Consider the following 12,233-nt stretch of genomic DNA (forward strand, 5'->3'; position numbering starts at 1 on the left):
TGGCTAATTCCCAATAGCAGGCATCTTCAGCACTGATTCTAGCGTATAATCTGAGTATCTTTGCACTTTACCTTCATTTCCTCAAAAGCAGTTGTGGTGAAGGTTAGATAGTTTTCGGAGATGTCTAATGAGTTGATTATTCCCAGTGGTGTTGTTCAAGAAATATGTATTGCACCTGATAATGATCCGGCGAAAATTTGGATAAATAATCAAGGATCTATCTATATTGGAGATGTGGATCAGATTGATATATCAATTGCTGCATGGGATCTCGGTTTAGGTGAAAGTCATGTTCTTAGCTGGGTATATAAAAATCCTGGATATGAAGCAATTATAGATGATCGTGCTGCCAAAATAGCCGCAGTTGCTTTGGAAATTCCTGTACGGGGAACTGTAGGTGTTATTTTACTTGCGAAACAAGAGGGTAAGTTAAAAGCTGCTAGGCCAATTTTTGAACAACTTCCAGAGGTTGGTTTTAGAGTTAGTACACAAGTTTTAGAGTCAGCACTTAAATTAGTTGGTGAATAGTGCTGCGATCGCACCCATAACCCACATACCAGAAATGCGATACCTTCGGTAAGCTTCGCTAACGCACCTCACAACCCACACACCCAAAAAGCGATACCTTCGGTAAGCTTCGCTAACGCACTGCACAAACCACACACAGGAAAAGAGATCGCTTTTTTGTGTAAAAACCTAAAACATTCAATTTCAATCTGGCATTTTTACACAATCATCTGTAATAAACTCACTAGCATCAGTTACACAAGGAGGTAAACCAGGAGCTATTACAGACAAATTTTGTGCCTCTCTTTCTGCAACTACAAAATTTAACTCCAACAAAAATTCTAGTAAATCATCTTCACGTTTAATACCATAAGCCTCACGAACTGCTTTATCAAGTTCTTCATGTGCTGTGCGAAGACGGTTTTTTCCTGGTATTTCTAGGGTGCGATAAAGTTCGCGTAAACTCCATTTATTTTCTATCATAATTTGTTGTCTTAACTCTCGTAATTTAACTGCTGCTGTGGCTACTTTCTTCACCTGTGATAATTTTGGATTTTGAGGAAAAGGAAAAGTATCAAAAACCGTGTCAGAAGTATAGCGAAAATCTCTTTTTAAAGTTGAGCATCTTTCATTAAACCATTGCCAATGAATATCAGATTGTAAAATTCCGAAAGAATAATCATCTGATAATGGAAATACTTGCAGAGCATCATTAGGATGTATTGAAGAACTAACAAACTCAAAAATTGGACGTTTAGTTACTCTTGCACAAGCAACATATCTCGGAATGAGAGAAATTTTCTCCAACATTTCCGGCCTTCCTCTCCAAAATTTCCACCAATGACGAAAGTGTGATTGACGTGGACCATTCTCTTTACCAGTTTGTTTCCTCTCGTCGTTAGCATTTTTTTCTATGGTTGGAAAAACATTTTTTTGAATATGTTCAAATGCTAGACGATGTTTCATAGCTGAAACAAAATCTTGACAATGATTCAGATCAATACAGTAGCGAGAAGTAAGACTTTTATAATTCCCTAATAGACTATTACCTATTAAGTAAGGATAAATTACAGATTGAGAAGATTCATCTTTAGCAATTATTTTCGCTTGTTGTGCAGTGAGTAAGAATCCTTTATGTCCGTGAGTTTGTCCTTGATAACAAGCTCCTGAGTTGGCATTAACTAAAAGTTTTTTTGCTTGAGTAACATCAAGTTTTGCAGATAAAGAAGAGTTAATGTTCTCAAGTTCTACAACTTCCCAAGGGCTATCTTTATCATCTCCAATTTGAGTATATAATTTCTTTTGACCTGATTCTTCACCTTTGATCCAATTAACAATTGAAACATGAACAACTGCACTACCTGACCAAACTTGAGTAGAAACTGCTTCGGTAATTGTTCCACCATTATTGACTATATAATCTAAACCACCTTCACGGGAGTAGTTTTGACGGATGGTATTTGTACCAACCAGTCCAGCGCGTCCACCTTTGCTTAATTCATCATGAGTACGACGAAACCAGTAAACACAATAATCTGCTCTTCCTGGTACTTCTTTATATCTTTCTCTTACTTGACTAACATAATCTTCTCCATATTCTTGCTGCATTTTGTTTTTTGATTGATAGGGTGGGTTGCCAATAATTGCGTCTGCTTTCACCCAGTCACAAAATAAAGCATCATCACAGCGAATATTTTGATCTAAATTATCTAGAGGAAGAGCGCGATCTAATTCTAGAGGTAAACTCATTTGTGCTACATTAAGTAACTTATTTTCTTCATCTAATGCTAATTTTTTAGCAATCATTAAAGTTACTTTTGCTAGTTCTACAGCAAATGGTTTAATATCCAGTCCATAAAATTGGTTGGTTTTTACTAAGGATATTGTACCTATATTAGATATAGAGCGCAGACTGAAATTTTCATGAATCTTGTTTAATAAATTGGCTTCTAGTCTCTTGATCTCTCTATAGGCAACATAAAGAAAATTCCCACTTCCACAAGCTGGATCAAGAACTTTGAAATTAATTAATTCTTGTCTGAGTGCTAGTAACTCATTTAGTTTATTAGCTGCATCAATTCGTTGTTGCCAAGGTCTAACAATAGTTGGTAAAACTACTTTTTGAATGTCTGCGGGATTGGTATAGTGTGCGCCTAAAGCATGACGTTCTTCTTTGCCCATGCTAGATTCAAATAATGTCCCAAAAATAGCAGGTTCTACTTTTGACCATTTTTCTGATGCTGCTGATGCTAATAAATCAAGTTCGCCTCTTGTCAGTGAAATTGGTTCAACTTTAGAGAATAAACCAGCATTAAAATAAGGTACATCTCGATAACGGCTATCTTGGGGTGCTGGGCGATTACTTCCCATTTGATTAAAAAGTCCACCAATTAAATCGTAGGAACTGATTCGATTAGTACGACAATCATCTAAAAATTCAGTAAATAAACCTCTAGGTAACAAATCAATATCTTCTGCAAATAAGGCAACAACACACTGAAGAATAAATTTTTGGGCAACTTCTTTTTTTTCTCTTCTTTCAACTAAACGATTAAAAACTTGGGCAACGTTATCTGCTGCTTTGCGTGTAACATCAACTAAATTGTTATTAAATAGAGGTTTACGATTTTCAGGAAACAGGAAGTTTAAGACAGTATAGCGATTCGGTAAATCCTCCAATGTTACTTTATCTAATGGTTCTCGCAGTTGGATATCAAAGTCATAAACCCAAAATTCATCAAAATTGCAAAGAATTACATATTGTGGACGATGGGGAACTAATTCTAGCCAATATTCAAAGGCTTGCTGGTAGTGTTTTTCTAGCTTTTCACCCCGTTTTTTCATTTCCATGAGTAATCGGGGTCGCCAAAGTAAATCAGGATATTTGGTAGATTTTCCTTTGACTTTCAACCTGGGTTCTAGTTCTGCTCCCGCCTCTTTATAACCTTGATGGTTGAATGCTTGAAAAAGGCGATCGCAAAATACCTGTGCTTCACCTCTTTCATCACCTTTCAATTGGCGGACATATTCAACAAAACTGATAATTTTATTGCGTGTATCTTCCATTGGACTGTTAAAATACAAGACAAATTTAGAATAATATATTATACACCATATCTATTTATGTATATAAAGGGTGACTCAGAAAATTAGGATTTTTAATAAAATGTAATAAAAAGGTAATAAATGTTTGATTTAGCTGTATTCCTGATAGTTTAGTAACAATCAAATATCACTGTCAAATAACCAATGAGAAACCAGTAACCCATTTATCAAAAATCATGTATTCTCCTTGACACCAGGTAAAAAATAGGGTAAAAAAACCATAAAACCCCAACAAAAACCCCCTTTCCCCAAAAAATCCCAGGGCAAAAATAGGGAACAAAAAAACAAAACTTCTCAAACAATTGCACCCACAAAAACCCTAAACAACCCCCCTTTACCTTCACGGATAGGCATAGCAAAACCACCACATACAACGTCACCTAATACGTCGTAGGAAACGAAGTCTAAGTCAGTGTAAGCACCGTTTTCTTCCAAGAAGTTAATAGCGGTGATAATACCACGACCAGCACAACCTACACCGGGTTCTGGACCACCAGATTCAACGCACTTAACACCACGGAAACCAGTCAACATTACTTCATGGAGTTCGAGGTCTTCTACAGCACCTCTTTCAGCAGCCAAGTGTAATACTGTAGTTTGAGCCTTAGAGTGAAGCATCAAACGAGTAGAGTCAGCTTTGGGGTCACAACCTACGATCAGAATGCGTTGACCCATTTCAGCCATAGCTGCGAGGGTATTTTGAGAGGTGGTAGATTTACCGATACCGCCCTTGCCGTAGAATGCTATCTGTCTAATTTTTTCGTCGCTCATTGTTCCTAGTTCCTAGTATTAGTGGTTTACTGGTCTTTTGTTTGTTGGTTTCTCACGCCTTGTATCTACGGCAGTGAGCGTGTAATAGAGCGTCCCAGGTTATGGAGGCGATCGCTCTACCAAACATAAATTTAGTGTTGTGTTCATAGTGTTTATTAGGTTGTAAGAATTACTGGTTTGTTAGTTGTCAATTGTCAATTATCAATTGTGACTAAACTTCTTCAACAATGATGTCTTTGTTGACGCGATCGCGTAATCTTGATTCAATGGCAATCTTTAAAGTTGCAGTGCTACTTGGACATGAACCACAAGCACCTTTGAGAATTACTTTTACCTTATCGCCTTCAATATCATAAAGTTCAACATCTCCCCCATCGGCGATTAAAACGGGTCTGACTTCTTCATCTAATACTTTTTGAATTAGGGCGATTCTTTGAACATTAGTTAATGGTTTTTGTTGCCCTACTGTGGAAATTTCTTTGTTAGCTGTTGAGCCATTTGTACTTGCGAGTTCTTTCTCGTACTCTTGCTTAACTTCCTTTATTATATCATCAATCTTCACTAAACAAGAACCGCATCCGCCACCAGCTTTTACATAATTTGTTACCTGTTCTGCACTGAAGAGATTGTTTTGTCTTACTGCTTTCTTTATCTTAGCATCAGTTATTCCAAAACAACTACAGATTAGGACACCTTCATCATCGTCATCATGTGCCGCTAAAGGAATGCCACGATAGTTATAGATAGCAGCTTCTAAAGCTTCCTGACCCATAACAGAACAGTGCATTTTCGCTTCAGGTAAACCACCCAAATATGCAGCGATTTCCTTATTTGTAACTTTCAAAGCTTCATCTAAAGTTAGACCTTTAACCATTTCAGTTAAAGCACTAGAAGAAGCGATCGCACTGGTACAACCAAAGGTTTGAAAACGAGCATCAAGAATTTTATCAGTTGCTTCTTCAATTTTTAAATGTAATCTTAAAGCATCACCACAAGCGATACTTCCTACATCACCCACAGAAACCTTTACACCAGGTTCATGATTATCTTCAATTGCCCCTTGGTTTTTGGGTTCGTAAAATAATTCTAATACCTTATCAGTGTAGTCCCACATAGTTAATTTTGGATTTTGGATTTTGGATTTTAGATTTTGGATTGATGATTGGTAATTGGTGATTGGTGATTGGTGATTGGTAATTGGTAATTGAAACAATATATTTGCTATTACCCATTACCCATTACCTATTACCTATTTACTAAAGTTTGCCCATGTTGTTGTAACCAACTTGCATCATCATTTTTGAAGGGAGATAATGCACGTAGTCTTTCAACAATTTCTGGCATTACTGCAATTACTTGATCAATTTCTTCTTCAGTGGTGTAGCGACAAAGACTGAAACGAATTGAACCATGTAAAGTAGTGTAAGGTAAACCCATTGCTCGTAAAACGTGAGATGGTTCAAGAGAACCCGAAGTACAAGCAGAACCAGAGGAAGCACAAATACCATGCTTATTCAAAAGTAACAGAATTGCTTCACCTTCAATATACTTGAAACCGATGTTAGAAGTGTTAGGCAATCTATTATTTACATCACCGTTTACTGCACAATCAGGAATCTTAGCCAGTAAACTTTGTTCGAGGCGATCGCGCAATTTTCTTTCTCTCTTTGTCGCCTCTTCTAAGTGTAACAGTTCCAGTTCCGCAGCTTTGCCTAAAGCGATAATTCCAGGAACGTTTTCTGTACCTGCTCTACGTCCTCTTTCTTGGTGTCCACCTATTAAGAAAGGACGGAATCTCACACCACGTCTCACATACAAAGCACCAATACCCTTGGGAGCGTGAATTTTATGACCAGATATTGTTAACATATCAATTGTGCTGGTCTTCATATTCAAGGGTACTTTACCTACCGCTTGTACTGCATCAACGTGAAAGATAGCTCCATACTCTTTTACTCTAGCACCAATTTCTTCAATTGGAAAAATTGTGCCGGTTTCATTATTGGCATACATTACTGTTACTAAAGCAGTGTTGCCAGTGAGAGAAGCTTCCAACTCATTCAAGTCTATTTGTCCCTTATTATTAACAGACAAATAAGTAACTTGATAACCTTGAGTTTCTAACTGTTTGCAGACATTTAAAACAGCGGGATGTTCTACCTGGGAAGTGATGATGTGGCGTTTATCTGGTTGAGCTAATAACGCCGCACGAATAGCAGCATTATCACCTTCAGTACCACAACTTGTAAATACAATTTCCGATGAATCTTCTGCTCCCAATAAAGCTGCAACATTTTCTCTAGCCACTTTCACATCTTTAGCTAATTGACCGCCAAAAGTGTGCATACTAGAAGGATTAGCATAGTAGTCAGTCAAGTAAGGTAGCATAGCTTCCAAAACTTGAGGATCTACTTTTGTAGTTGCATTATTATCGAGATAGATGCAATTCTTTAACATTTCACTCACTATTTACTTAGTTATGATTTATTACTTATTGGGAATAGGGAACAGGGAACAGGGAACAGGGAACAGGAAATAAGTAATAATATTACCCAGTCAACAGTCACCAGTTACCAGTCACCATTCACCTAAATCACTGCTTGTTGTTTTTTCAATTGTTCCGCTAATTTCTGGGAATAAGTGTTATACCAGCGTTCCCAATAATCTTGTTTATTGGTTAATTTTGCAATCACGCGGTTATAAGTAGCAAACCACATTTCCCAATAATCTTTTGATTCTTCTACACAACCACTAGCTGTAGGACAAACTGCTTTACATTGAGGAACAGTGTAAATAGTATTAGCACAGTTTGTACACTTTTCAGAATCAATTACGTGCTTACCTTCAACTTCTTGAATTGCACCATTAGGACATACAGACACACAAAGATTACAGGAAATACACTGGCTAGTAATTGTGTAAGCCATGATTATTCTCCTTTGAAGTTTTGGGCTGTAGTAATGGGTGAATAGAGAAGGCAAAAGTGAGAAGTAAAAAGAACAGTATTCTTCAAACTTTTGACTTTTGACTTCCTAAATATTCATTACTGTTTTGCCTTTACATACTGCTCGTAAAACTCTAAAGCAACTTTTTCGATTACATCGTAAGCTTCAACAGTCTGTATGCCGGCTGCGTGCAGTTTCTCTTTAGGACAGTTGCCAATTTTGGAAACTAAAACCGCTTTGCAATCTGCAATTGCTTTCATTATATTCTCTGCGGTTGCTTCTTCGCCGTATCCACCTTGACAATATTGATCAATTCGGCGATGTCCTGCATAACGAACTTCATTTCCATCAACTTCGTAAACTTGAAATTCTTTCGCGTGTCCGAAGTGTTGGTTAACTAAACCACCGCCTTTAGTAGCAACTGCAACGAGAATTTTTTCCTTAGTAGCTGTTTGTTTTTCAGCCTTAACTTTCTCTTTTGCTAGTTTGATTTCTTCTCTAAATTTCTCAATTCCTTCCTGTACTTCTTGACGTTTTTCTAAGTCATATTCTGGGGACATTTCCAAGAATTTCTCTTTAGTAAATTCCTGGCTGCGGTCTTCTCCTAATAATCCTACTGCATCTGCACGACACTGGCGACAGTGACGCATCATTTTCATGTTTCCAGAACATTGATCCTGTACTTCTTTCAGTTCTTTGTTGGTTGGTCCACGTTGACCAGTTAAACCAAAATGTGTACCATGTTCTGGGGCAGAAATTAGCGGCATAATGTTGTGCAGGAATGCACCATTCTCACGAATCATTTTGTTAACTTCCACCAAGTGTTGATCATTAATTCCGGGAATCATCACAGAATTAACTTTACACAAAATGTCAGCTTCTTTTAAAGCTTGCAATCCTTCCATCTGCTTTTCTAGCAGAATTTTCGCACCTTCTACACCTCTATAACGTTTGCGTTTATAGTGAACCCAAGAATAAATTTGTGCGCCTATTTCTGGGTCAATGGTATTGAGGGTGATGGTAACGTGATCTATATTTAATTGTTTGATGCGATCAATATATTCTGGTAGCATCAAACCGTTGGTTGATAAACAAAGCTTAATATCTGGTGCTTTATCTGCAATCAACTCAAAGGTACGAAATGTTTTTTCGGGGTTTGCTAAAGGATCGCCAGGTCCAGCTATTCCCAAAACTGTCATTTGGGGAATTTTACTCGCTACAACTAATACTTTATGTGCAGCTTCTTCTGGTGTCAGTAACTCACTGACTACCCCCGGACGACTTTCGTTAGCGCAGTCATACTTGCGGTTACAATAGTTACATTGAATGTTGCAAGCTGGGGCAACGGCAACGTGCATCCGTGCATAATGGTGATGCGCTTCTTCGCTGTAACAAGGATGGTTGGCGATGCGTGCTTTGAGTTTTTCGTCCATTTCTGGTGCTGTGCTGCTATCGCAACCGCAACCACCAGATTTGGCTTTGAGATTGGGTTCCTGTTCGGAGGAGGTGAGGAGTCCTGTAGCCGGTAGTGTCATTGAATTTCGCAAACGTCGGTGGACTAGATGGCCACTGTGGGAGATGCCGTTGCTCCTTCCAATGCCTATGAACTGAAGTCGCGTTTATACTCTCTTTGCCCCCAAGGGTTAATTTGGCAATAATATCAATTTTGGTAATTTATGATAGATTCTAAATTTTGGTGACATTTAATTCAAAATCCCAAATCTAAAATCTAAAATCCAAAATTGATCGGGCAGTTAATCCTTGAAGTTTGGCTGGTGTGTGTTAACTTTGGGTTTCGGGTAGACGGGTACAGCCGCGACTTCCTTTCACTTCAGGCATGGTGCTATCTCATCCCTCCACTCACTTCTCGCTGTTGATTTGTTAAGGAGCGTTAAGTGATTGGCGATAAATGATTTATAGCAGCACTTTTTATATGGCTTTTTGCTATCTCTAGGATAGGATTTATTGGATTTATTATGTTTGTACTCAGTTCTATAATTCCCTATCTCTGCAAGAATTACAAAAATTAAATAATATTTTTTCGGGTATGGGTGCTAGTATTTTCTGGTTGGGGTACGAGTATTTATGAAGTGGGGTTCAGGATTTCTTTGTACTCATTCAAAACCCATTCTCTGTGAGGGATTGGGCAATATTTGGGTTATGTTCTGTTTACATTTACAATGTACTCAAATCCTGATTTCTTTCTTCTGAAAGTCTTAATATATAAGGAATTTCAGGATTTTAGCTACATTTAAAACTCTTTTCCTAAAGTTTTACTAAGTCCGAAAGATGCCTATGATATTCTGTATCTAGAATAGCATTTTTTTTCAGATAAAAATGCAGTTTATATTTTTTTAATTTTTCGGTAAGCATTCAGCTATCAGCAATCAGTAATCATTAATCAGCTTTTAGCGAGTCGTTAGATTTTAGCGGAAGCATCCCAATTTTGAAAAAATAACCGCAGCAACACCAAAAAATCTCTTAAACTCTCTTACCTTTGCGTCCTTTGCGTCCTTTGCGGTTCAATCATATCAGTCCCTTAGATCATTTTTTCCGTGAGATCAAAATCAACTTACACATTTGGGATGCTCCCGATTTTAGCTAAAAGCTCTCATCATTTAATAATACTATAGTCTTAATGCAGATAATTTGCAAGTAATCTTATTTTGTTTAAGGGAGGGAATAGAAATAAGTAATCAACTATCAGTAATCAGTAATCAGCTTAGAGATGTAAATATACAGGTTGGTGAAATTATAAGCCTTGAAAGTTTTTCATAATTTGTCTAGGTTTTACAGCTTTTTAACAGGGGAATTTACAGAATAATATTTGTGTTTTTTATGATTTTTGCTGATAGCTGAATGCTGATGAATAGGGAATAGGGAATGAAAAATAATCTCAAATTAGGTGACAGTTGACAGGTGACAGGTAACAGTAAATAAGTCTTGTTGAACTTTTGGCGATAGCTAAACTGTAATTATGGCAAACAAATATATAAGGATGGGAATTTTTATGAAAGCTATGGTGATACGTCGTTATGGTTCTCCTGAAGTCTTGCAATATGAAGAGGTGGAACAGCCAAAAATCAAACCTGATCAGCTATTGGTGAAGGTTCACGCTAGTAGTGTTAACCCTATTGACTGGAAAACCCGCAAAGGAATGTTAAGCATTTTGACTGGAAACAAATTTCCTCTTATTCTCGGTTTTGATGTCGCTGGAGAAGTGGTGGCAGTTGGTTCACAGGTGACGCGCTTTAAAGGAGGTGACGCTATTTATGGCAGTACCAGCTTTCCTGGGGGTGCTTATGCAGAGTTCGCAGCCATCCCGGAAAATTTAGCAGCTACTAAACCTACTAACATGAGTTTTCAGGAAGCTGCCACTGTCCCATTAGCAGCGTTAACGGCTCTCCAATCCCTGCGAGACTTGGGAAATATCAAATCAGGTCAAAAGGTATTGATTAACGGTGCTTCGGGCGGTGTAGGGGTGTTTGCGGTGCAAATTGCTAAGGCGTTAGGTGCTGAAGTGACTGGTGTTTGCAGTGCTAAAAATTTGGATTTGGTGAGGTCTTTGAACGCAGATTTAGTTATTGACTATACGCAACAAAACTTTACAAAAGGTAATGTGCAGTACGATATCATTTTTGATGCGGTTGCTAAAAGTTCGTTTTCTAATTGCAGAAATGTTTTAACGCCCAATGGGGTTTATGTATCAACTTTGCCTATACCGGAGGTAATTTTACAGAGTATTTTAACAGCGTTTCTTCCTGGGCAAAAGGCGAAAATTGTTTTGGAAAAGCCGAATAGTCAGGATTTGGGTTATTTGAAGGAGTTAATTGAAGCGGGTAAATTGCGGACTGTGATTGATCGCACATATCCGTTACAAGAATTAACAGAAGCCCATCGGTATAGTGAGGGTGAAAGGACTGTGGGGAAAATTGCGATCGCAATTACACATTGAGTCAAGTTTCGCGCAATCTCCGTCAGGAGATCCCGCAGGGTAGAAGCAAAGGCGCAAAGTTTAGTATATCTTGAAATAATTTGAAAATGGTACTAAACTTAGTTTATAAACTTAGCTAAAAAGCCGTGGAAACTGTCAATATCCATCAAGCTAAAACAAATCTTTCACGTCTGTTATCCCGTGTAGAACTGGGTGAGGAAATTATCATCTCTAACCGGGGTGTTCCTGTGGCCAAGCTAGTTCCTTTTAGTGTGTCATCTAATAGACGGGACAGTTTAGGGCAAGATAAAGGACTTTTTGTAGTACCAGAAGACTTTAATGCACCCTTACCAGATGATATTTTGGCAGCATTTGAGGGTAGTGAAGAGTGAAATTTTTATTGGATACTCAATGTTGGTTATGGTGGTTTGTTGAACCAGAGCGTTTAAATGAAGAGGCGATCGCACAAATAGCTAATGAAAACAACGAACTATGGCTTTCTGTTGCTAGTGTGTGGGAAATGGGAATAAAAGTGGCAATTGGTAAGTTACCATTACCAGAACCACTAGACGGTTACATTTCTAGTCGCATGGTGCGGTTAGGTGCGAAATATCTGGAAATTACAGCTTCTCATGCACTTAGAACAGCTATTTTACCCTTACATCATCGAGATCCTTTTGATCGAATGTTAATAGCTCAGGCACAAATGGAGGATATGACAATTATTACGGCTGATCCAATGTTTAAAGAATATCAAGATACTGCTATTCTTTGGGCAGCGAATAAAAGTTAAGCAATGCTCATTGGTGTCAACTTAACGTAAAACCGATCATCCGACTGGGAATAGACATATCCGAAAAAGAATCAAATTATGGTATAACAGGATAAAATCGTGTACCTACCCTGAGATTATGAGCAACATAGTTGAGTACATTCATAACAATCCTGAAGAATCACAACGGTTATTAGGG

The 12,233-nt window shown here is 37.9% G+C and carries 10 protein-coding genes and 1 pseudogene; 4 read left to right on the forward strand and 7 right to left on the reverse strand.

The window, feature by feature from the left end:
* The first annotated feature begins 120 nt into the window (after window positions 1-120).
* The gene (locus tag IQ237_RS25165; protein WP_194059985.1) at window positions 121-528 is read left to right on the forward strand and encodes a DUF3368 domain-containing protein; all 408 of its coding nucleotides are present in this window, start codon (window positions 121-123) and stop codon (window positions 526-528) included.
* On the opposite strand, the gene IQ237_RS25170 is transcribed toward IQ237_RS25165, so the two are convergent.
* The 7 genes and pseudogenes from IQ237_RS25170 to nifB all read right to left on the reverse strand — a co-directional run bounded on the left by IQ237_RS25170 (window position 514) and on the right by nifB (window position 8,863).
* The gene (locus IQ237_RS25170; protein WP_194059986.1) at window positions 514-654 is read right to left on the reverse strand and encodes a hypothetical protein; all 141 of its coding nucleotides are present in this window, start codon (window positions 652-654) and stop codon (window positions 514-516) included. The two genes, IQ237_RS25165 and IQ237_RS25170, sit on opposite strands and share 15 nt — an antisense overlap.
* A gap of 57 nt (window positions 655-711) precedes the next feature.
* Window positions 712-3,573, reverse strand: a complete 2,862-nt coding sequence (locus IQ237_RS25175) for a DNA methyltransferase (protein ID WP_194059987.1) — start codon at window positions 3,571-3,573, stop codon at window positions 712-714.
* Window positions 3,574-3,945: 372 nt separating this feature from the next.
* Window positions 3,946-4,383 (reverse strand): annotated as a pseudogene (locus IQ237_RS25180) (AAA family ATPase); the annotation flags it as partial.
* Between the two features lie 211 nt (window positions 4,384-4,594).
* Complete coding sequence (gene nifU / locus IQ237_RS25185; protein WP_194059988.1) at window positions 4,595-5,497, reverse strand: Fe-S cluster assembly protein NifU; 903 nt, start codon at window positions 5,495-5,497, stop codon at window positions 4,595-4,597.
* A 131-nt stretch (window positions 5,498-5,628) separates the two neighbouring features.
* Complete coding sequence (nifS, locus tag IQ237_RS25190; protein ID WP_194059993.1) at window positions 5,629-6,840, reverse strand: cysteine desulfurase NifS; 1,212 nt, start codon at window positions 6,838-6,840, stop codon at window positions 5,629-5,631.
* 131 nt (window positions 6,841-6,971) lie between these two features.
* Complete coding sequence (locus tag IQ237_RS25195; protein ID WP_194059989.1) at window positions 6,972-7,310, reverse strand: 4Fe-4S binding protein; 339 nt, start codon at window positions 7,308-7,310, stop codon at window positions 6,972-6,974.
* Window positions 7,311-7,426: 116 nt separating this feature from the next.
* Window positions 7,427-8,863, reverse strand: a complete 1,437-nt coding sequence (gene nifB / locus IQ237_RS25200) for a nitrogenase cofactor biosynthesis protein NifB (RefSeq protein ID WP_194059990.1) — start codon at window positions 8,861-8,863, stop codon at window positions 7,427-7,429.
* Window positions 8,864-10,338: 1,475 nt separating this feature from the next.
* Here nifB and IQ237_RS25205 point away from each other — a divergent pair.
* The 3 genes from IQ237_RS25205 (at window position 10,339) to IQ237_RS25215 (ending at window position 12,055) form a co-directional block, all read left to right on the forward strand.
* Window positions 10,339-11,283, forward strand: a complete 945-nt coding sequence (locus tag IQ237_RS25205) for an NAD(P)-dependent alcohol dehydrogenase (protein WP_194059991.1) — start codon at window positions 10,339-10,341, stop codon at window positions 11,281-11,283.
* A 125-nt stretch (window positions 11,284-11,408) separates the two neighbouring features.
* Window positions 11,409-11,654, forward strand: coding sequence for a type II toxin-antitoxin system Phd/YefM family antitoxin (locus IQ237_RS25210; RefSeq protein WP_096568597.1), 246 nt, complete (start codon window positions 11,409-11,411; stop codon window positions 11,652-11,654).
* On the forward strand, window positions 11,651-12,055 hold the full coding sequence (locus IQ237_RS25215) for a type II toxin-antitoxin system VapC family toxin (RefSeq protein WP_194059992.1): 405 nt from the start codon (window positions 11,651-11,653) through the stop codon (window positions 12,053-12,055). The genes IQ237_RS25210 and IQ237_RS25215 overlap by 4 nt, the downstream gene beginning before the upstream one ends.
* Window positions 12,056-12,233 lie beyond the last annotated feature (178 nt).

Source organism: Sphaerospermopsis sp. LEGE 08334 (assembly GCF_015207205.1).
In the GTDB taxonomy this organism is placed as follows: domain Bacteria; phylum Cyanobacteriota; class Cyanobacteriia; order Cyanobacteriales; family Nostocaceae; genus Sphaerospermopsis.